The sequence below is a fragment of the Pseudooceanicola atlanticus genome (genome assembly GCF_000768315.1).
Taxonomy (GTDB): Bacteria; Pseudomonadota; Alphaproteobacteria; order Rhodobacterales; family Rhodobacteraceae; genus Pseudooceanicola; species Pseudooceanicola atlanticus.
The window spans coordinates 1-21,372 of the sequence record NZ_AQQX01000009.1 but is presented as its reverse complement, the minus strand read 5'-3'; the positions used below and the strand labels follow the sequence as shown (position 1 = coordinate 21,372).

Annotated in this window: 15 protein-coding genes; 10 read left to right on the top strand and 5 right to left on the bottom strand. The window is 60.0% G+C overall.

Annotated elements, in window-relative coordinates:
- Positions 1–146 precede the first annotated feature (146 nt).
- The 6 genes from ATO9_RS16835 to ATO9_RS16810 are packed head-to-tail and all read left to right on the top strand — an operon-like array spanning position 147 to position 5,305.
- Entirely contained in the window at positions 147–1,016 is an 870-nt protein-coding gene (locus tag ATO9_RS16835; RefSeq protein ID WP_052418429.1) for a PhnD/SsuA/transferrin family substrate-binding protein, read from the top strand.
- A complete protein-coding gene (locus tag ATO9_RS16830; protein ID WP_238318795.1) occupies positions 1,009–1,827 on the top strand; it encodes a phosphonate ABC transporter ATP-binding protein in 819 nt (272 codons plus the stop codon). Before ATO9_RS16835 ends, ATO9_RS16830 begins: the two co-directional genes overlap by 8 nt.
- A complete protein-coding gene (gene phnE / locus ATO9_RS16825) occupies positions 1,820–2,632 on the top strand; it encodes a phosphonate ABC transporter, permease protein PhnE (RefSeq protein WP_238318794.1) in 813 nt (270 codons plus the stop codon). The genes ATO9_RS16830 and phnE overlap by 8 nt, the downstream gene beginning before the upstream one ends.
- A complete protein-coding gene (locus ATO9_RS16820) occupies positions 2,629–3,276 on the top strand; it encodes a class I SAM-dependent methyltransferase (protein ID WP_043752000.1) in 648 nt (215 codons plus the stop codon). Before phnE ends, ATO9_RS16820 begins: the two co-directional genes overlap by 4 nt.
- Positions 3,273–4,490, top strand: coding sequence for an alpha-D-ribose 1-methylphosphonate 5-triphosphate diphosphatase (locus tag ATO9_RS16815; RefSeq protein WP_043751997.1), 1,218 nt, complete (start codon positions 3,273–3,275; stop codon positions 4,488–4,490). The genes ATO9_RS16820 and ATO9_RS16815 overlap by 4 nt, the downstream gene beginning before the upstream one ends.
- Positions 4,487–5,305 carry a sugar phosphate isomerase/epimerase family protein gene (locus ATO9_RS16810; protein ID WP_043751994.1) on the top strand — a complete coding sequence of 273 codons (819 nt, stop codon included), beginning with the start codon at positions 4,487–4,489 and terminating at the stop codon, positions 5,303–5,305. Before ATO9_RS16815 ends, ATO9_RS16810 begins: the two co-directional genes overlap by 4 nt.
- Positions 5,306–5,308: 3 nt before the next feature.
- On the opposite strand, the gene phnF is transcribed toward ATO9_RS16810, so the two are convergent.
- The 4 genes from phnF to ATO9_RS16790 all read right to left on the bottom strand — a co-directional run bounded on the left by phnF (position 5,309) and on the right by ATO9_RS16790 (position 8,405).
- Positions 5,309–6,034, bottom strand: a complete 726-nt coding sequence (phnF, locus tag ATO9_RS16805; RefSeq protein WP_043751991.1) for a phosphonate metabolism transcriptional regulator PhnF — start codon at positions 6,032–6,034, stop codon at positions 5,309–5,311.
- 172 nt (positions 6,035–6,206) lie between these two features.
- Complete coding sequence (locus ATO9_RS16800) at positions 6,207–6,995, bottom strand: transporter substrate-binding domain-containing protein (RefSeq protein ID WP_043751988.1); 789 nt, start codon at positions 6,993–6,995, stop codon at positions 6,207–6,209.
- Between the two features lie 22 nt (positions 6,996–7,017).
- Positions 7,018–7,731 (bottom strand): amino acid ABC transporter permease, encoded by a 714-nt coding sequence (locus tag ATO9_RS16795; RefSeq protein ID WP_043751985.1) that lies wholly within the window; start codon positions 7,729–7,731, stop codon positions 7,018–7,020.
- Positions 7,728–8,405 carry an amino acid ABC transporter permease gene (locus ATO9_RS16790; RefSeq protein WP_043751982.1) on the bottom strand — a complete coding sequence of 226 codons (678 nt, stop codon included), beginning with the start codon at positions 8,403–8,405 and terminating at the stop codon, positions 7,728–7,730. Before ATO9_RS16790 ends, ATO9_RS16795 begins: the two co-directional genes overlap by 4 nt.
- Before the next feature lie 618 nt (positions 8,406–9,023).
- On the opposite strand from ATO9_RS16790, the gene ATO9_RS16785 reads away from it, so the two are divergent.
- From ATO9_RS16785 to ATO9_RS23610, 4 genes are all read left to right on the top strand, one after another.
- Entirely contained in the window at positions 9,024–12,659 is a 3,636-nt protein-coding gene (locus ATO9_RS16785; RefSeq protein ID WP_043751979.1) for a calcium-binding protein, read from the top strand.
- Between the two features lie 220 nt (positions 12,660–12,879).
- Positions 12,880–15,888: a calcium-binding protein gene (locus ATO9_RS16780; protein ID WP_043751976.1), complete on the top strand. Its 3,009-nt coding sequence runs from the start codon at positions 12,880–12,882 to the stop codon at positions 15,886–15,888.
- 44 nt (positions 15,889–15,932) lie between these two features.
- Positions 15,933–17,660 (top strand): calcium-binding protein, encoded by a 1,728-nt coding sequence (locus ATO9_RS16775; protein ID WP_043751973.1) that lies wholly within the window; start codon positions 15,933–15,935, stop codon positions 17,658–17,660.
- Between the two features lie 169 nt (positions 17,661–17,829).
- A complete protein-coding gene (locus tag ATO9_RS23610) occupies positions 17,830–20,196 on the top strand; it encodes a calcium-binding protein (protein ID WP_052418418.1) in 2,367 nt (788 codons plus the stop codon).
- Positions 20,197–20,326: 130 nt separating this feature from the next.
- On the opposite strand, the gene ATO9_RS16765 is transcribed toward ATO9_RS23610, so the two are convergent.
- Positions 20,327–21,301 carry a calcium-binding protein gene (locus ATO9_RS16765; RefSeq protein ID WP_272945761.1) on the bottom strand — a complete coding sequence of 325 codons (975 nt, stop codon included), beginning with the start codon at positions 21,299–21,301 and terminating at the stop codon, positions 20,327–20,329.
- Positions 21,302–21,372: the final 71 nt, after the last annotated feature.

Below are 21,372 nucleotides of genomic sequence, written 5' to 3'. Positions count from 1 at the left end.
CTGCAGTACCGACGTAATACCGACGTGATACCGACGCGATGCCGATGGCCAAAAACGGCCCACCGTCATCAAGGTTTCACATAAGCGTCGTGGCACTGAAACAGCCTCCTGCGATTCATTCGGATGAATTTTCAATGGAGGATGCCATGAAACTCAAATCTCTCGTGCTGGGCCTCGGCCTGGCAGCCGTCTCTGCCCTGTCCGTCGCGGCGGATACCTGGAAACTGGCCGTCACCGATGTCGAAGGCATGGAGCGGCTGCAACTGGAATGGGGCCCGTTCAAGTCCGCCCTGGAAGAGGCCACCGGCGAAACTTTCGAGTTCTTCCCGGTCAATTCCCGCACCGCCGCCGCCGAGGCGCTGCGCGGCCAAACCGTTGATTTCGTTGTCTCCGGCCCCGCCGAATACGTCGTCATCAACAAGCTGACCCAAGCCGAGCCGCTGATCGGCCTGGGCCGCCCGGACTATCACTGCGCCATCATCGTGCGCGCCGATAGCGGCATCAACGTGCCCGCCGACCTGAAGGGCAAGAAGGTGGCCTTCGGCGATATCGGGTCGACCTCCAACATGCTGTGCCCGATGCAGGTTCTGGCGGATCACGGTGTCGATCCGGTCAACGACATCCAGAAGACCCACACCTCCAAGAACATCGCCCACGAGGCGCTGAAGAACGGCGATATCGACGCCATGGGCATGAATGCCGGGTCCTTCATGAGCATCCGCGCCAAGGAAACCGATCTGCCCTACGGGTCGTTCAAGATGATCGCGCGGTCGGGCGATCTGCCCAACGACATGATCATGGTCGGCGCCCACGTCCCCGCCGAAAAGGCCCAGGCCGTGCGCGACGCGATCCTTGAAAACAAGGCGCAAATCATCGCCGGCATCACCGAGCATGAAGAGAACGACAAGTATGTCGGCATGGACCTGGTGTCGATCAACGACGGTGCCTACGACTATGTCCGCTCGATGTATAGCAACGCGGGCTTCCCCCAGTTCGATGCCTTCATCGGTGACTGATCTCGACCTTCAGGACAGGCCCGTTCGAACCGAGCGGGCCCTCGACACCGGGGTGCAGCGCATCCCGGTGCCGCGCGTGGATATCGAGGCCAAGTCGGTATCCAAGCAGTTCGGCGCTACGCCGATCTTCGAGGATGTCTCCTTCCGCCTGGTGCGGGGCGAGGCGGCGGCGCTGGTGGGCGCCAACGGCACGGGCAAGTCGACCCTGCTGCGCTGCATGATGGGGCTTGTGCCGGTCTCCTCCGGGCAGGTGACGCTGCTGGGCCACGATACCGTCAAGGCCCGCCAGGCAGAGCTCAGGACATTGCGCGCCCGGATCGGAATGGTGTCGCAAAAACATAACCTTGTGCCCCGCCTGTCGGTCCTGTCGAACGTGCTGCACGGGCTGTTGGGCCGACATGCCGGTCCGCGCCACTGGAGCCATAGCCTTGCCCCGGAAGCCTCGCGCCACGCCGCGATGGCCGCGCTGGACAAGGTGGGGCTCGCGCATCTCGCCATGCGTCGCGCCGACCGCCTGTCAGGAGGGCAGCAACAGCGCGTCGCCATCGCCCGCGCCATCGTCGGTCAGCCCGAGATCCTGATCGCGGATGAACCGACCGCGTCGCTCGACCCGGCAGCGGGGGAGGACGTGATGGAGCTGTTCTTCCAGCTGGCCCGCGAGGACACGGTGACCGTGGTCTTCATCTCTCACAATATCGAACATGCGCTGCGCTATGGCGACCGGGTGCTGGGGCTGGCCGATGGCCGCCTGCAACTGGATGCGACGGCAGCATCGCTCAAGGCGCCGGACCTGCGGGGGCTGTATGACTGACATGACGAACCGGACGCCCGCCCGGATGGAGCGGGTGAGCGCGCTTGGCTTTCTGGGCTATGCCCTGGGCTTGGCGCTGATGCTGTGGTGCCTCGCGGGGGCGGGATTTTCCCTCGACAAGGTGGTCAGCGCACCGCCGCGTTTCGCCGATTTCGTATCACGGGCTTTCCCGCCGAACCTGGAACCGCAGGTGTTGTCCCGGCTGGGCTGGAAAATGGTCGAGACCTTGCAGATCGCCGTCGCGGGGGCCGTGATCGGGGTGATCCTGTCGCTGCCCGTCGCCCTGCTGGCAGGACGTGGCCTGATCGCCGGGCCGTGGGTGAACCAGGTGGTGCGCATGGTGCTGGGCTTCCTGCGGGCAGTGCCGGATATCGCCTGGGCGCTGGTCTTTGTCGTCGCCGTAGGGTTGGGGCCTTTTGCGGGGATGCTGGCCATCGTCGTGGACACGATCGGGTTCTGCGGCCGCTTCTTCGCGGATGACATGGAATCCGTCGACAAGGGCCCGGCGGAATCCCTGACCGCCACCGGCGCGCGCCGCATCGACGTGGTGGCCTGCGCGACAATCCCGGCGGCGATGCCCGCCTTCGTGTCGACCTCTCTCTACGCGCTGGAAAAGGCGGTACGGTCCTCGACGATCCTGGGACTCGTCGGGGCCGGGGGGATCGGCATAGAGTTGAAGGTGGGCTTTGACCTTTTCGACTATCCCACGGCCTTTACCGTGATCCTGATGATCGCGGTGGTCGTCATCGGCATCGAGCAGCTGAGCGGCTGGGCCAGAACGAAAATCATTGGAGACCAAAGGTGAAGACCGATACCGCAGACAGCCACTGGAACCAGGAATGGGCCAATATCGAAACCGGCAGCGCATGGCTGACGCCGGAACCGGACGTGCAGGCCTGGGCCGCGACGCTGGCACCGGGTGCGCGTATCCTCGACTTGGGCGCCGGCGTCGGGCGCCATGCGCTGTGGCTGGCCGGGCAGGGCTTTGACGTCACCGCGCTGGACGCCGCACCCGATGGCCTGGCCGAGATTGACAAGGCGGGCGGCGTGACCACGGTGCTGGGCCGCATGGACGCCCTGCCGTTCGAGGATGGTGCCTTCGACCACGTGCTCCGCTGGAATGTCATCTATCACGGCAACGAGGATATCCTGCTGCGTACCATCGCCGAGATCCGGCGCGTGCTTCGCCCCGGCGGGCAATACCTGGGCACGATGCTGTCCAAGCGACGTCTGCCCCATGAACAGACCCGCTACCCGGGGCGCGAGATCGGGCGCAATGCCTGGGTCTTCGACGCGCCGGGCACCGACAAGGGCCACCCGCATTACTTCTGTTCCGCTGCCGAATTGCTGGCGCTCTTTTCCGGGTTCGAGGTCAAGGCGCTGGAGGATCGCGACCATTCCGGCGATGGCTCATGGCACTGGCATCTCGTGATGGAGCGTCTGGGATGAGCGTGACGTTTCAGGGGGCGCAGGTCTACCTGCCGGGCGAGATCGTCGAAACCAACGTGACCGTCGATGCGGGCCGCATCGTCGAGATCGGCGGCCCGGCACAGGGCGAGGTGATCGACGCGACGGGCCGGATCCTGGCCCCGGCGCTGATCGACGTGCATGGCGATGCCTTCGAACGGCAATTGATGCCGCGGCCCAAGGTGTTCTTCCCGATTGAGGCCGCGGTCATCGACACGGATCGGCAGCTGGCCGCCAACGGGATCGCCACGGCCTATCATGCCATCACGCTCAGTTGGGAGCCGGGCCTGCGCGACGTGTCCCGCGGGCGCGAGATGATGCAGGCGCTGCGCGACCTGGCCCCGCGCCTGACGGTCGAGAACCGGGTTCAGTTGAGGTGGGAAACCTTCGCCTTCGACGCGCTCGACACCATCGCCTGGGCGCTGGAAGGGCCGTTAACGCCGGCCATCGCCTTCAACGACCATACCTCTATGACGATGCGGGCCTATGACGTGGCGATCCAGGATCGCGGGTTCGAATTGTCGCCCGATTTCTCCATCGCGTCGCTGGACGATGACCGGATGAAGGCGCGGACGGGCAAGAACGCGGACCGCGCCGGGATTTCCGAGGACGCTTATATCGAGCTGCTGGGCAAGGTCTGGGACCGGCGGGCAGAGGTGCCCGACAGCATTCGCGCCGTGGCCGGGATGGGGCGTGCGGCGGGGGCGCCGATGCTCAGCCATGACGACACCCGCGCAGAAACCCGCGCCTGGTTCCGGGATATCGGCGCCGGAGTGGCCGAGTTTCCCATGGTGCTGGAGGCCGCGCAGGCCGCCCGCGACCATGGCGATCCGATCATCTTTGGTGCCCCCAATGCGGCGCGGGGGGGCAGCCATATCGGCTCGCTCGGGGCGGGCGACATGGTCGAGGCGGGGCTGTGCGATGTGCTTGCCTCCGACTATTTCTACCCAGCAATGCTGGCAGCGATTGCCCGGCTGGATGCCGAGAAACGCGCCGACAGATCGCGTCTGTGGTCGCTGGTGTCGTCCGGGCCGGCGCGGGCGATGAACCTGGGTGACCGGGGCGAGATCGCGGTCGGCCAGCGCGCCGACCTGGTGCTGATCGACTGGCCCGACGGACACGCCCCGGCGGTTCTGGGCACCTGGGTCGCGGGCCGTGCGGCCTATCGCGGGGTGCCTGCGGGGGCCGGTGCATGATGACGCGACTCAAGATCGGGGCCTGTCTGACGCTCGACACGTTGCCGGACCATCGCGATTGGATATTCGAGGCCGACAGGGACCTGGAATTGCAGGATTTCCTATCCCATGCCGCCCTGACCACCGACCGCGACGTCCTGATCGAACGGGCCCGGCAAGCGCTGGACGGGTTCCGTGGAAAGCTGAGCATTCACGGCCCCTTCGAAGGGCTGGACATCGACAACAAGGACCCGGAGTTGCGGCCGGTCATCACCGCGCGGTTCCTATCCGCTCTCGAGGTCGCCGACCGGATCGGCGCGCGCAAGATGGTGGTCCATTCGCCCTACACGCTCTGGTATCAGAACAACCTGCACAGCTATCCGGGCTATGCCGAAACCAAGCTGGCCCGCATCCACGACGTGCTGGGACCCGTGCTGCGCCGGGCGGAGGAACTGGGGATCACCCTGGTCATCGAGAACATACAGGACGTGCGCCCCGAAACGCGACGGGCGATGGTGGACAGCTTCGGTTCTGACGCGATGGCGCTGTCGATCGACACCGGCCACGCCCAGCTGGCGCGGCGCATGTCCGGCGCGCCACCGGTCGAGGATTTCGTGCGCGATGCCGGGGCGCAGCTGGCCCATGTGCATCTGCAGGATGTCGACGGCCACGCGGATCGCCACTGGGCCCCGGGCGAGGGAGAGATCGAATGGAGCGCCGTCTTCCGCGCGATCGCCGAATGCGAGGCGCCGCCCCACCTGGTGCTGGAGCTGCGCGATGCCACGCACATCCCCGCGGGCTTTGCCTATCTGCGCGACCGGGGGCTGGCGGTCTGAGCCTCAGCCCGCATCCTCGTCGTCGATATTGATGCTGAACCGGACACGGGCGGCGGACCAGATGACCTGACCATAGGCCAGGGGCGTGCCGTCCAGTTCCCGGTCCAGCGCGCGCACCACCAGCACCGGCATGTCAGGGTGCTGACGTAGGCGCCGCGCCTCTTCGCTGCGGGCGGGGCGGGCGTGGATCTGGGTCTGGCCGCGCAGGTAATCCTCGATCCCGTAGGAGCGGTAGACGGCACTGACCGATCCCAGCCCGATCCGCCGTTCCGCGATGTCGGGAAACCGCTCCGCGTCGTGGTAGAGCGTGCCGAACGAGACCGGTACGCCATCGGCATGGGACAGGCGGCGCGAGGCGATGACCGGGCTGCCCTCTGACAGGTTCAGCATCCGGGCCACGCGCCCCTCTGCCGGGATCCGGTCTGCGCCGAAGGGTTCGCTTGTGACGTCGATCCCCTGCGCGCCGAGGTTGCGGCGCAGCCGGGTGCGGCGGCCGATCGGGTAGTCGATCATCGGGCGGGGCTGGACGAAGGTCCCGCGGCCCTGTTCGACGCTCAGATGCCCTTCCTTGGCCAGTTCGGCGATGGCGCGGCGGATCGTGTGACGCCCGGCTTCGTACTGGGTGGCCAGCTCCGGTTCGGTGGGCAGGCGGGCGCCGGGTTCCAGCACACCGTCCATGATGTCCCGTTCGATCAGGGCGCGAATTTCCCGCCAGCGCTCTCTCGTCATGTCGAATTCGTCCGGATGAAAGCCTCCGGGCCTCGGTAGAGCAGGCGGCGGCATAGCGCAATGCACGGGGCGGCAAGCCCGCCGATACACCGCTGACAGGTCGGGCCGGACCGGGGTGGGAACAAAAAAAGGCGCCCGGACGGGGCGCCTTTTCGTTGAGATATGGTTGGGATCAGAACGTGGGCAGCGCCGGCAGCGGCTGACCCAGCCACTTGACCGAGATCTCGTCCAGCTCCCCGCCCAGTTTCTTGTGCAGGATGAAGACGTTGACCCATTGCAGCAGGTCGAAATTGCCCTTCTTCACGCCGATGAAGGCGGGGCTTTCCTTGAGGATGAACTTGGTCTCGAGCGGCGTATCGGGGTTCTTTTCCGAGATCTCGGCGGCGGCGGTGTTGCCCGACACCAGAACGTCCACCTGGCCCGAGCTGTAGGCGGCCAGCGTCGCGGCATTGTCACCGAAGCGGATGATCTCGACCCCGTCGGGCGCGATCTTGGTCAGCTCCAGGTCTTCCAGCGTGCCGCCGGTCAGGCCGACCTTCATGCCGACCAAGTCCTCGGCCGAAGAGATATCCATGTCCGCCGTCGCGAAGGCCCCCGAGAAGAACGGGGCATAGGCCGCCGAGAACCAGATGGATTTCGCGCGTTCCGGGTTGGCACCCATCACCGACACGACCAGGTCGACGCGGTCGGTTTCCAGGAACGGAATCCGCTGCTTGGACACGACGGGGACCAGTTCCAGCTCTACCCCGAGGTTTTCGGCGATCAGCTTGGCCACGTCGACGTCATAGCCCTCATGTTCGCCTTCCGCGCCAAGCGCACCGAAGGGCGGGAAGCTTTCGGGCACGGCGATCTTGACCACGCCGGCCTCCAGGATGTCGGACAGGTCAGCCTGGGCCGGGGCTGCGAAGGGCAGCGCCATGACCGCCGCGGCGACCAGGGTCTTCAACTTGGATTTGAACATTTCTTGTCTCCTCTGTTGGGTCTCATGCGGCCGCCACGGCGACCTTTTCTCTCTTGTTGATGCTGCCCAGTCGCCGCTCCAGGTGGCGCGACCACAGGGTCAGCGGGTAGCACAGCGCAAAGTAGATCAGCGCCATGATCGGGAAGATGATGAAGGGTTCGGAACCGTCGACCGGGGCATTGGCCCAGCGTTTGCCGATGGCCATGAGGTCGTGGAAGCCGATGATATAGGCCAGCGAGGTGCCCTTGATGATCTGCACCATGAAGCCGACCGTCGGGGCCAGCGCGATGCGGAAGGCCTGCGGCAGGATCACCAGCCGCAGCGTCGGCAGAAAGCCCAGCCCGACGGACCGCGCGCCCTCCCATTGGCCGGTCGGCACGCTTTCCACCGCGCCGCGCCAGACATCGGACAGGTAGGCCGAGGCATAGATGACAAGCGAGATCACCGCCGCCGTCCATGGGTTCACGTCGACCCCCAGAAGGCGCGGCAGGCCAAGCCCGGTCAGGAACAGCATCATCAGCAGCGGCGTGGACTGGAACAGCCAGATATAGCTGACCGCCAGCCGCTTCGAGGTCTTGCTGGGCGTGATCCGCATCAGCGTGATCAGCCCGCCCACGATCCCGCCGCCCAGGAAGGCGATGAGCGACAGGTAGATCGTGAACTGCGTCGCCTCGAGCAGCTGGAACAGGATGATGCCCTCGGGTTTTCCGAGTAGCGCGATCAGCAGATCCCTCATCGTGCGGTCTTCCAGCGGAAGGCGCGGGCCTCGACCAGGCTCATCATCGCTTTGAAGGCCAGCGAGATCAGGATGTAGAGGATCGTCAGGGTGATGAAGACCTCGAAGGAGCGGAAGGTCCGGCTGTCGATATAGAGACCGGCAAAGGTCAGGTCGCGCACCCCGATCTCTGAGATCACGCCTGTGGTCAGGAACAGGAAGATGAACTGCGAATTCAGCGAGGCGAACATCTGCGCCACCGATTGCGGCATCACGATCTTGAAGAACCGGGTGAATCGCCCGATGCCAAGCGCCTTGGCCGCGTCATGCTGGCCTTCGCTGACGGTCTGGAACCCGGCGCGCAGGATTTCCGCGAAATAGGCCGAGAAGTTCAGCGTCAGCGCCAGCACCGCATGGGCCCAGAACGGCCAGACATAGCCCAGCAGTTGCGGCAGACCGAAGGCCACGAAGAACAGCTGCACGATCAGCGGCGTGTTGCGGATGAAGTCGACATAGGCGGCGGCGATCCAGCGCAGGACGGGGATCTGTTCGTGCCGTGCCACGGCCAGTCCGCAGGCGAGGATGAACCCCAGAACGGCGCCGGCCAGTGTCAGCGCGGCGCTGAACCCGACCCCTTCGGCCAGCAGCCACAGGTATTCCGGGTTCCGGTAGATCTCGAAAAAGCGAAGTTCCAAGCGCAGTGTCCCCCTTCCGCCGATCCACTAGCGGGGAATTCCGGCGATGCGGCAACCCTGGGTCCGGGTGCTCGGGAGTAGGTCGGGAGGGCGTGGTTAATAATTGTGCATTTGCGCAAATAGCGATCGAGGCTTGCGGCGGAAACCGTGGAGCATTGGTCGGTTCCGCGTCCAACTTCCGACCCAACGGCTGTTTCAGCTTCGGGCCCATCTACCACTTCTTGCTACTTGCACGATTCGTATGCGTAGGTCGGTTCACTTGGTGGCACGGGTGAAAGACGTTGAGAGCCCGCATTTCTTGGCTGAGTATCCGGCTAAAACAGACTCCGCGTCGCTATGCCCCGCCAGGCTTCGAGAGCCTTTCTCAGTTGGACACGAGTACTTGTCGCAGCCTTCCAACTGTTCATGTCAGTCGCTTTTTCAAGGGTACGAAATTCTTGTTTCGTCGGGGAAAAGCGGGCAAAAGAAGTCTGTTGTTCGCCTGGTGTCGCACTGGCGACCACGCGTCTGTGACTGGCGTTTTGGGTAATTCTGGCACCGGGATTTGGTGGCAATCACGCTGGCTTTTGGGAAAGTGAAGATCGGTTTCGACCGCTGCAATACTTTGAGGAATTCGACATGAGCACGTATGGTTTTCAAGCTTTGTTTCTTGGCTCGGACGAGAATCGGGATTTGGTCGCTGTCCGCCCGGGTACCGTCAGCATGGTTACTGCGCCTGGCGTCGACAGTTTCGTGTATGAATATGAACCCAACGAGCCCGGCGAGACGCCCGAGCCGGGATCGCTCAGCTCTATCACGCTCGTCGATGATGGGATCGATATCTACAACTTCGGGTTCGATGGGACGTTTTATTGGGATGATGTCGTTGATGACGCGTCGATCAGCATTCTTGAATGGCTGGACGATGGCGGGAGCCTGAGGTCGACCGTAGTTTTATCCGTGTTTCTTCTCGAAACCGGAGCAGCGGAAGCGGAAAACCAGACTTTCGTTGTCACGTTGGGGGGAGATCCGCTGCCGACCCTCAACTCGGTGGCCGATTTCGAAGCTTTCGACGCGCAAATCCAGGCCAATTACGATGTTCCTGCGGGGCATCCTTTTGCTGCGGGCCAAGAAATCAGCGTTCCTGCCATTCCTGGCGTCTCTCTCGATGAAGATGACGTGATCATCGGCACGCCTGAAGCCGACAGCCTGGAGGGCGGTGCCGGATTTGACGCTATTGTAAGCCGAGGCGGCGACGACTTCCTGTCCGGTGGCAGTGGTGATGACGTGATTGAATTCGGCTGGGGGGATGCCACGATTGTCGGCGGTGAAGGCTATGACGATCTGACAATTTATCCCATGGCGTTCGATCCCATGCCCTCGCAGGCTCTCAACATCGAGTTTCTGCAAGGGCTCGGAATGATCCGGGTAAACGGTCAATCCGACACCACCGCGGGCGCGTCGATCTACTGGACTGCTCTGGCCTCCGAGATCGAGAGGGTCACGACGGGCTTTACCGGCGACGTGATCATGACCGGCGACGACGGTAATAACCGTATCAAGTTCGCGGAACTTCCAGCGGTCTTCGATTTGGATGGGGCAGGCGGCTCCGACCGCCTCGAGTTACACCGGGCCTGGCATGAGGATGAATTCGGCAACCCGGCGCGAGGGATCAGCTCGAGCTTCTTCAATTCGGCCACCACATTGTCTGGTACGGCCGACAATGTAACTATCGTCAATAGTGATGGCAGCGGCTTGATCGGGTACCTGCGTAATTTCGAGCAGATCCGTTTTACCGATGGCACTTTCAACCTGGCGGATCTTTTGGCTGCCGATCAAAACAACGGTGGTTCGGTTTCAACGACCCCGACGCAGGCCGATGACAGCCTGACCGGGACCTCCGCGGATGACGTGCTCAATGGTCTGGGCGGCAACGATACGATCCGCGGTATGGGGGGCGAAGACACCCTGATCGGCAATCTTGGTGATGACTCCCTCGTCGGTGGTGATTGGATCGATGTCATCTATGGTGGCAGCGGCGACGACTTCCTAAGCCCGGGAAATACCGCAGATTACTATTGGGATGATCTGTATTCCGGCGCTGGCCAGGACACGATCGATTTTCAGGCGTACCAGTCCGCCGTTGCCTTCGGCTTTGTGGGCTTCAGTGATCTTTCGGGGACCTCGGTCGTCGTTGACGTCAACAGCAGCAACGGAACCGCAAGCGTCGACAAAGGTGCGCTCGGGACCACAACGATCCTAAATTCCATCTACGCGCTTCGGGGCGACGGCCTTGGGATCAGCGGCACATGGGGCGGCAACGATACTTTCAACGTTGAGTTGGGGAATGTGCCGGCGGGGCAGTATTATTACCTGCAATTGCAAGGCTATAGCGGCAACGACACGTACAATATCTCTTCTACCTATTCCGATGATGCAGGGCTGCGGATCACCTACCATCCACTTGATGTCGGCATCACGGCGGATCTTGAGAACGGATGGGTCGACAAGGGCATTTACGGCATCGATACCATATTCAACAACTCCTCCCGCGGGTTCGAATTGCGTGGTACCCGCCAGGCTGACCAGATGACCGGGAGCACGCAGGACGAAAGCTTCATCTCTCGCGGCGGTGACGACACGATCGACGGCGCCGGTGGCTTCGACCGAGTCCGCTATGACCGCGGCGGCGTCGAAGGAGGAGTTAATGTCAACCTGACCACCGGTTTGGCAACCGGCGTTTGGTACGGTGCAGCTTTCACACATACCCTGGCGAACGTCGAATACGTGGTCGGCAACAACTTTGGCAACGATGTGTTGGTTGGAAACCAGTTCGCCAACCGGTTTGTCGGCAAACATGGCGACGACACGATCAACGGCATGGCAGGCAACGATACGCTGTTCGGTGATGCGGGCAATGACAGGATCGACGCCGGCGACGGCGATGACCGGGTCGAGGGTGGAGCAGATGCCGACCTTATCTTCCTGGGCGCCGGTGAGGACACGGTGGCGGGCCAGAGCTACGAACTGGAAGGGGATCGGATTGTTGACATGGAGCGGCTCGAGACCGTCGTCATCTACGATATCCTGTCCTCACCCGTCGGATCGGCCGTCTTCACACTGAATCGGGATCGCGACACCGGCTTCACCGAGCTTGACCTCGGCTCTGACGGCAGCGTCGAACTTGCTTTTACGGCAGAGGGTGATTTCGATATCTTCACGACGTCAAGCTATGCATGGAACGGACGGTACAGCCTTGTCCTCCAGGCCGACTACGACCCCGCAACAACGTTCTTTGGCGATGGAGCCGACAACAGCTTCACCGGTACGTCTAACGATGAGCGGCTGCTTGGCGAGGCTGGGGACGATACGTTGAATGGCGGTGCCGGCGACGACTCGCTCTATGGTGGGCCAGGCGCCGACCTGTTGATCGGTGGCCCGGGGTCTGACGTGATATATGTCGATAATGCCGCAGATCGGGTCGCGGAAAGCCGCAGCTGGGCCGGCCATGACACCGTGATTTCGTCTGTCGATTTCCGCATGGGGCGGAAGCACATCGAGGATTTGGAACTTACTGGCAACGCCCGGATCGGGGCCGGGAACGGTTTGCAAAACGTCATCAAGGGCAACGACGGTGACAATATCCTGGATGGCGGCAAGAACAATGACACTCTGATCGGTGGGGAAGGTAACGATACTTACCTCCTGCGGGCGCCTGGCGACACGGCTGTCGAGGAATTCGGTGAGGGCGTGGATACGGTGAAAGCGTATGGTAGCTTCGCTCTCGGCGCGCATGTTGAACGTCTCTATATGCAGAATGTGCTGTCAAAGGCTGGAACGCCGGTCAATTTCAACGGCATCGGCAATGGGCTGGACAACACTATCGTCGGGACGCCGTACGATAACACGATCGTCGGCCGCGAAGGCCGTGACACGCTGAAAGGGCAGGCCGGCGCGGACACCTTCGTCTTTGACCGGGCCCTTGGTGTCGATAACGTTGACCGGATCATCGACTTCAATGTGAATACTGCGAACGAAGGCGATATTCTGAAGTTTAAGGGCTCCATCCTTGGTGGTGTTTCTGCGGGGACACTTGCCGCGACGGCGTTCGCCTCCGGCACCGCTGCGGCAGATGCGGATGATCGGTTCATATTCGATCAGGCATCTGGTCGTTTGTGGTTCGATGTTGATGGTTCCGGTGCCGCTGAGCAGGAACTGGTGGCAACATTCGAACAGAATGCATCGGTCATCGCGGCAGATATCCTTATCTTCTGATTTCGCTGCTTCTTTTTCAGAGGCCTCGCCGGACGGCGGGGCCTTTTCCTTTTACATTTTGCCGCCACGTCGCGCGCGAAAAGCCACGCTTGAGGTCGGGCCTGTCGATCTGAAGGTGGCTTGAGCTTTCCATTTGAGTTGATTTTGCCGAGAGCCCCGGGCAAAGTCTCGGTATTTCGAACTGATCTTTTTTCCGAATGATTTCGTCGGAGGCGATATAATGACGAGTTATATTTTCAAGGGTTCCGATATTTTTTCGGACGCCGGTTACAATGTCGACGCGGCTGGTAATATCGATGGTGACAACAAGTCCGACCTTCTTATTTCGGCGGTAAACGGCGACCTTGGGTCTGGCACGTCCAATAGTGGTGATGTCTTTCTGGTCACCGGCTACGCCATCCCGTTCCTTGATGCTGCTGATGGAGAGGACGGTATCGTCGATCTGACCCAGCCCAACATAACTGGCGTATATCGTTTTTCCGGGACAACGGACGCGGCCCGATTGGGCGAGTCACTGGCCTTTGTGGAAGATTTTGATGGCGACCTTGTGGACGATATCTTTATCGGGGCTTCGAATTCTAGCGAAGGGGCGTCCTCAGGCGGGATCGGGTACCTTGTTTCCAGCGCCGAATTGGACGTACTAGACGCTGCCGATGGCGTAAGCGATCACGCGATCGATCTGAGCAATATTCTCTCGGGCAGCCTATCATATGTTTTGACCGGCGCCGGCGCCAGCGACCGTCTGGGAACGGCAGCGGCATCCTTGGGATATTTGGATGGATCAAGTTTTGGCTCTTTCGCCTTCACCGCCCCGAATGCAACGTTCTACCGTGGAGAAGTCCACGTCGTCGCAGGGGAAAGCCTCGATAGTGCCGACGCAGCTGACGGGACAAGTGACCGCAGCATAGACGTCGACAATATCGCCGGGCAAAGTGGGTCCTTTTCGATATCTGGTCTCGGAAACTTCAACTATCTCGGCAGCAATTTAGAAGCGGCGGGCGATGTGGGCGGTGATGGAGACGTGGATTTCCTGGTTCGCGCTGGACAGGGGGAAATTCCGCTAGGGGATGCCTTTCTGATCGACACTTCCATGCTTGCGATCGCAGATGCTGCTGATGGCACCAGTGACGGCCTGATCAGCATCGATAACGCGGTCGGTGCCGGAGTGGGCTATGGTTTTCTTGGCAATGACGGGTCCCCCGGTGACAGCGCCGGGCTCGGCTTGGGTGCGGCAGGCGATTACGACAGTGACGGTAAGGACGACTTCTTTATCTCAGCTTCTACGGCCCAACATGATGGAGAAAATTATGTCGGGACGGCTTACCTGATCATGTCAGCGGGTCTGGCTGCCATGGATTTGGCGGACGGTACCGTAGACGGTGTCATTGACCTCGACAACGTCGCTGGGACGAATGTCGGAGGTAAGATTCGTGGTTACGCTCTGATCGGGGAATCCATTGGTAGTTACCTCGGGATGGATGTTACGGCGATTGGCGATTTTGACGATGATGGCGTCGAGGATTACCTGATTGATGCCGCCGCAGCGAACAACATTTTCGGACCCGGCAAAGTCTATCTATTGTCCGGCGCGGCGCTGCCTCTCGCGGATGCGGCAGATGGCCTGGTAGACGGCGTCGTCGAGATGGAGAATGTGCAGGGCATTGCAGGAAGTTATGTCCTGCAGGGCGGGCACAACAATTCTGAATTGGGCATTTCTGTCCAGCCCCTGGGCGATATGGACGGCGACGGCAGAGTTGATTTCTGGCTCGGAGAGACCTCGCTCTATCACTCTACTGATCGGACCTACACGACCGGCGGGTTTCTGATTTCCGCCGCGGAACTTAGTCAACTCGATGCTCTTGATGGTGCGATCGACTTTGAGATCGACACGGCACAATTCTACCGCGCCGAGCCGTTTCTGACGACGGCCGATCCCGCAGGAGAAGAGCTTAGCGGTCTGTGGCGTGACGATACGCTGCTTGGACAAGGAGGCGACGACACGCTGAACGGCAGCGGTGGCGGAGATTCCCTGTCCGGGGGCAGCGGAGAAGACATTCTGGACGGCGGTCCGGGGGGAGATACGCTCACTGGTGGACGCGGCAACGATGTCGCCTACGGGGGCGAGGGCCCGGACGAGATTTATGGGGGTGGCCAAGCTGATGATCTGTACGGTGGCTATGATGATGACACACTGAATGGGGACAACGGAACCGATACCGTCCGTGGTGAGCAGGGCGAAGATTATGTCCAGGGTGGCAATCATGCCGACCTGCTGTTCGGCGGGGAAGGGCATGACACTCTGCTGGGCGGTGACGGTGTCGATGAGTTGCGAGGGGATGCAGGAAACGACGTTCTTTACGGTGGGGCTGGCGATGATTGGCTGATTGGTGGTGTCGGCTCAGATACGATTCACGTGGAGGACGAGGGGGATCGTGTCAGCGAGAGTCGTAACTGGGCTGGCAACGACATGGTCGTGGCGACAATCGACTACCGCTTGGGCAGCGCTCATGTAGAAAACCTTCGACTTGAAGGGGCGGCGATTATCGGTGCCGGCAACGGCCTTGCCAACCGGCTGACCGGGAATGATCAGGATAATATTCTCGACGGCGGCAAGAACAACGATACTATGTGGGGCGGTTTGGGCGATGATACCTACCTGATCCGTGCCCCGGGCGATATGGCAATCGAAAACGCTGGCGAGGGAATGGATGCTGTTCGCGCCTTCCGTTCCTACGCTCTCGAAGCACATATAGAACAACTCCATATGCAGAATGTGTTCACACGGGACGGTGACCCCGCAAACTTGAACGGGATTGGAAACGGGATCGCGAACACGATCATCGGCACGCCTTACGCTAACACTCTGATTGGGAGGGAAGGGCGAGATACGCTCAAGGGACAAGGCGGCGCGGATACCTTCGTTTTCGATCGCGCGATCGGACCTTCGAACGTAGACCGTATCATCGACTTCAACGTAGGCGGAGGCGGGACCGGCGACATCCTGAAAATGAAAGGCGCAGAATTCGGTGGCATGTCAGCGGGTGCGCTGACGGCGTCCGCGTTCGTGGCTGGCACGTCGGCGGCTGATGCTGATGACCGGTTCATCTTTGACCAGGCCAGCGGCCAATTGTGGTTTGACGATGACGGTACGGGGGCAGCGGCTCAGGTATTGATCGCGACATTCGAGCAGAATGCAAATGTCACGGAAACAGACATTCTGATATTCTAAAGCCCCTGAAGTGATAGCGCTTTGTATTTGTCTTTTAGTCTTTGATGGCTAAGCTGACTATCAGAATATTATTTTTCTATTTTTTGGGGTGGGCCATGCTTATCAACGGAACGAACTTCGGCGACGGGCTTTCTGGAGGCTCAGCGGACGACTCGATATATGGAGGCGCCGGGCAGGACACCGTATTCGGCGCAGCAGGAGCGGATCTGCTGAGGGGTGGCAACGACAACGATCAAATCTTCGGAGGTATCGGTGACGACAGTCTTTTCGGTATGGGGGGCAATGATCTTCTCACCGGGAATTCTGGGGATGATTGGTTCGTTGGGGGCGACGGCGGTGATGGTTATTTTGGCGGTGCCGGTGACGATACGTTCTTCGCGGAGCCGCTCGACACGTTTATCAATGGTGGTGATGGGTCTGACACCTATGTCATATACAATACCGGCAATTCCAACCGCGACTGGGACTATCCCGATATCTTCGAAGAAGACGGCGCTCCAGGGACCGACCACGTAATCACTGACAGTGCAATTAACCTTGGAACAGGAAGTCAGGCAGCGAAGGGCGGTGGCTATATCGAAAATCTTTCGATCGTCGGCGATGCACCCAGCCCTGACAACCTGAACTTCGATACCCGCATCGTCTACATGAACGGTTTGGACAATGTGGTTCGGGTCAACGGTCAGAATGTTGAGGTTTTCGGGTTTGGTGGGGACGATCTGCTAGATGCGCGCCGCGCGCCAGAACTGGCGTTCGGGGGCCGAAAGTTCGGCGCAGACCTCAAGGGACAGCGTGGTAACGATACGCTGTTAGGCTCGTCCTCTAATGACACTCTTAACCCTGGCGAAGGTGTTGACCTGTTGTCCGGCGGCGACGGCGATGACTGGTACAGGCTTTCTGACAACCGGACTGTCAAGATCATCGAGAGTGGGGGTGGTGGCACTGACCTGGTCACCGTGAGCTACAGCTACAAATTGCCAGATGCGATCGAGAACCTCGGCGTGGTCCGTGCGATCGGATCTAGCGAAGCCTTGGTTGGAGTCGGGAATGTCGGTGATAACGACATGACCACTGGACCAGGCGGTACGCTGCGCGGGTTGGCCGGAAATGACACTCTGACATCCTACTACCACCCAGATGCCTTTGTGGAGCCAGAGGATATCACGCGGCTCCTCGGAGGGTCGGGTGACGACTACTATATCGTTCGCAGTCCGGATTCGGTCGTGATCGAAGGGGCGAACCGCGGCATTGACACTGTGGCGGCAAGTTCTCGCTACAAGTTGTCCGCCCATTTGGAAAACCTGATCCTTACGGATGTCAGTCTGAATCCTTTCGAAGATCGTACTGCAAACGGGATCGGCAATGGGCTTGATAACACGATCACCGGAAATGACGGCGAGAACTGGCTGATCGGTCGGGAGGGTAACGATACGCTTGAAGGACAGGGTGGGGCGGACATTTTTATTTTTGACCGAGCACTAGGGGCCGGAAACGTTGATCATATCGTCGACTTCAACGTCGGTAGCGGAGGCGCGGGCGATATGCTGAAGTTGAAAGGTATTGAATTCGGCAGCATGGCCGCAGGCAGTCTGGCCTCCAATGCCCTGGGTTTCGGTGCCGCAGCTTCTACGGCAGATCACCGCTTCGTTTTTAATCAGGCGACCGGTCAATTGTGGTTCGACGAGGACGGCAGCGGAGCTGCAGAAAAGGTGCTTGTCGCGACCTTTGGGCAGTCGGCAAGTCTGTCGGTTTCGGACTTCGAAATTTTCTGAACGGTCGATGGACTAGTTCAAACAATTTGCAAAGGTGGCAACTTCGGTCGCCTTCAGGTTTCGTGGCTCCTGAAAAAGGCCGACGCGCTGATCCTGTGGCTTTCCCTCACGGATAAGACCTGCAAGGGTCGCAATATTTAGAGCCAAATTTTCACTTAGGAGTTTTTCAATGACCGTTTCGTCGCCTTTTGTTGTTAAGACCAATACGCTCAACTCAGAGTTTGCGGATACTTTCGTGCGTACCTTCGACGGTCGGATCGTGTCGACCTATTTCCAGGCGGGCGAAAGTTCAGGCACAAGAGGTGTTGTGGTTCAGACGGCCGACGGCGAGGTCACGCACGATTTCGAAGTTGCTCCGGCCATTCTGGGTGATGATGGATTCCTTGAATACATTCCCGAAGAGCGTCCACCTTTCATTGCCGCCCTGAAATTCGGGGGTTTCGTTCTTGCTTGGGTCCAAGTCCACAACACTGTAGATGGACCCGTTGAAGAGATCGTAATCCAGAAATTCAACACGGCGGCAGCACCGGTTGGGGACCTGGTCACCCTTGTGTCGGGCGAAAATCTGACGCTCACCGACCTTGAAGTCACGACACAGAATACCATCGTCGCCGCCTATGACCAGATTGACCCGAGTGAAGGATCGTCCGGTAACGGTTCTAACGCATATCGGGTCTTCCTAACGTCCGACGGAAACACGAACTATGTCCGTATCTCGAACAGCAGTGCCTACGATGAAACCGGGGCAGAAATCGCGATTGCTCCGGATGGCAGTTATTTCGGGTTTGCCAAAGTGGTGCAATATGAGGACCCAACCGTATCCTACTACAGCGAAAGCACGATCACTGCGACGAACGGCGCGATAGGTGGAAGCGCGCATCCACGTAATGGGGATGGACAGGACGCGGCGGGTATTGGATTTGGTGATGGGGCGGTCGGCTTTGTCTATACCAACGGCTCGAGCCTCTATTTCCTTCGGACTGAAGGTGAGGGGCTGAAATCTACATTTACACAGGCGCATTCCACCTATCCCGGAACGGCGCTTTTTGGCGTAACGGATATGAGGGGGCTGTCGGCGGTTCCGGTTTCGTCTGATCGCGGTGTCATGGTGTTCTACGGCGACAACAAGCTGTGGCTGATGGAGATGAATTCGTCCGGTCCCCGTGTGGACGAACCTCCAATGGTGGTCGCCAGTGATCTTGGCGGGCGTATGCTGATGGGCAAGCCAGAAGTTGCGGCCCTGTCCGCGAATGAGGTTCTTGTGTCATGGGCGCTTGAGAACGAGGCTGGCACCGCAAACACCACGTATTTCCGCACGGTCGAACTGGATGCTCCCGTCTTCCGGGTCGCCATGGGCGATGGTGATGACGCGTATGAGATCAATTTTGCGGATTGGGAAACCGCGAACGAGTCCTTGGCTGACAATGGCGAAGTGATAATGGAGCGCCATGCGTTTATTGATCGGGGCGTGGTTTCGCACGACAATCTGACCTTGGAGGGCGAATTGGGTGCGTCGGGCGAGTTCTTCTTGGCGGGCAATGTGAATGACATCTGGCTGACTGGGAATGCGCCGTTGACCGTCAACGGAAACAGTTTGAACAATTTTCTGAAAGGAGGAAACGGAGGCGAACGTTTTTTGGGGGGCGCCGGAAACGACACCATCTTAGGTGGAGCGGGAGCCGACTACATGAATGGGGGCCCCGGCTCCGACGTAATCCACGTCGACAGCCAATTCGACGTCGTCGTCGAAAGTCGCAATTGGGCAGGTCATGACACCGTGGTTTCCAGCGTGGATTTCCGAATGGGGCGGAAGCATATCGAAGACTTGGAGCTGACCGATACTGCGATCCTCGGCGCGGGCAACGGTCTTCAGAACAAGATCACCGGCAATAGCCAGGACAATATCCTGGACGGTGGCAAGAACAACGACACCATGATCGGTGGAGAAGGTGACGATACCTATCTTGTCCGCGCACCTGGCGATACGGTTCAGGAACAAGCCGCGGAGGGCAACGACGCGGTCCGCGCTTATCGTTCCTACGCTCTCGAGGCACATGTGGAACAACTGCATATGCAGAACGTCTTCACTAAGAACGGAACGCCGGCCAACCTGAACGGGATCGGCAATGCGCTCGACAACACCATTATCGGTACACCCTACGCCAACACCATCGTCGGCCGCGAAGGGCGAGATACGCTGAAGGGACAGGGTGGGGCAGACACCTTTGTATTCGACCGCGCTTACGGCCCGACAAATGTCGACCGGATCATCGATTTCAACGTCGGCGGCGGGGGGGCCGGGGACATCCTCAAGATGAAGGGCGCGATTTTTGGCGGAATCGGTGTCGGAACCCTTGGCGCGGCCTTGTTCCGGGCGGGGACATCCGCGGCCGACGCAAACGATCGTTTCATCTTTGATCAGGCCTCGGGGCGTCTGTGGTTCGATGCGGACGGATCCGGGGCCGGCGCGCAGCACTTGATCGCGACCTTCGATCAAGGAGCGACGCTTAGCAACACCGATTTCGAAATTTTCTGAGGTCGTCGGTATTGTTAAAAGTGCGGCCCCGAGAACCCTTGCGTGATGTAGCGGGCCAAACAAGCCATTATTGGCCTCAGGACAATCTTCGTGGAAAGAAAAGGGGCGCCAATGGCGCCCCTTTATTGTGTCAAAAAAGTTCGATATCGTCGATCGTCACGGTCGCATTCTGATCGAATGTCATCAGCAAGACTTGTGTTGCCAAGTTGCCTGATCCGTCAGTGTCCCAGTACAATTCACCGGCGGCCTGATCGAAGATGAAACGGTGTGCCGGATCCGTAGCGACCGGCCCAAAGGCCAGCATTGTGGCGTCGAGCGGACCTGCAGTCATGCCGTGCAGTACGTCCGCCTTGAACCTGAGCATATCACCCTCGTCCACTTCGTTGACATTGAAATCGATGATACGATCGTAGTTGTCCGGCCCGAGTGGGCGATCGAAGACGAAGGTATCCGCACCTGCCTGTCCTTTCAAAGTGTCGCGACCATTGCGCCCGACAAGAACGTTGTCGAAAGGATTTCCTACGATGGTGTTGTCCAGTTCATTGCCAATCCCGTTTATTCCGGAAATCCCTTCGCCTGCATCATTTCGCAGGGTCTGTAGAAATAACCGTTCGACATTCGCATCGAGCGCATAGGCACGAAACGCCTTGACCGTATCTATGCCCTCGCCTGCCAATTCCACTGCATTGTCGCCAGGTGATCGGATCAGGTATGTGTCGTTCCCTTCCCCCCCGATTAGCGTGTCGATATTCTTGCCGCCATCCAGAATATTATCCTCGTCATTGCCGGTAATGAGATTCATCAGGCCATTGCCTGCGCCCAGCATGGCGCTTCCTGTAAGTTCGAGGTTTTCGATATGGGCGGTGCCCATCCGAAAATCGACAGATGAGATGACCGTGTCCATTCCTGCCCAGCGGCGGCTTTCAGCGACGCGGTCACCAGTATCATCCACATGGATGATGTCTGATCCGGGTCCGCCATTCAGCGTGTCATTCCCGCCGCCGCCGAAAAGCGTGTCATCGCCCCCGGCAGCTTCAAGGCGATCATGCCCGCCACAGCCGATCACGACGTTGTTTCCAGTGGACGCCAGTATGTAGTTGTCCAGATCATTGCCGGTCGCGTTGGTGTCTAGGGTCAGGATTCATAACCAGTAGATGACGGTTGCCGCAAGAGCGA

Excerpts from the sequence above, each read along its gene's own strand:
- ATO9_RS16835 (WP_052418429.1), top strand. The coding sequence starts at position 147 with ATGAAACTCAAATCTCTCGTGCTGGGCCTCGGCCTGGCAGCCGTCTCT.
- phnE (WP_238318794.1), top strand. The coding sequence starts at position 1,820 with ATGACTGACATGACGAACCGGACGCCCGCCCGGATGGAGCGGGTGAGC.
- ATO9_RS16815 (WP_043751997.1), top strand. The coding sequence starts at position 3,273 with ATGAGCGTGACGTTTCAGGGGGCGCAGGTCTACCTGCCGGGCGAGATC.
- ATO9_RS16810 (WP_043751994.1), top strand. The coding sequence starts at position 4,487 with ATGATGACGCGACTCAAGATCGGGGCCTGTCTGACGCTCGACACGTTG.
- phnF (WP_043751991.1), bottom strand. The coding sequence starts at position 6,034 with ATGACGAGAGAGCGCTGGCGGGAAATTCGCGCCCTGATCGAACGGGAC.
- ATO9_RS16800 (WP_043751988.1), bottom strand. The coding sequence starts at position 6,995 with ATGTTCAAATCCAAGTTGAAGACCCTGGTCGCCGCGGCGGTCATGGCG.
- ATO9_RS16795 (WP_043751985.1), bottom strand. The coding sequence starts at position 7,731 with ATGAGGGATCTGCTGATCGCGCTACTCGGAAAACCCGAGGGCATCATC.
- ATO9_RS16785 (WP_043751979.1), top strand. The coding sequence starts at position 9,024 with ATGAGCACGTATGGTTTTCAAGCTTTGTTTCTTGGCTCGGACGAGAAT.
- ATO9_RS16780 (WP_043751976.1), top strand. The coding sequence starts at position 12,880 with ATGACGAGTTATATTTTCAAGGGTTCCGATATTTTTTCGGACGCCGGT.
- ATO9_RS16775 (WP_043751973.1), top strand. The coding sequence starts at position 15,933 with ATGGCTAAGCTGACTATCAGAATATTATTTTTCTATTTTTTGGGGTGG.
- ATO9_RS23610 (WP_052418418.1), top strand. The coding sequence starts at position 17,830 with ATGACCGTTTCGTCGCCTTTTGTTGTTAAGACCAATACGCTCAACTCA.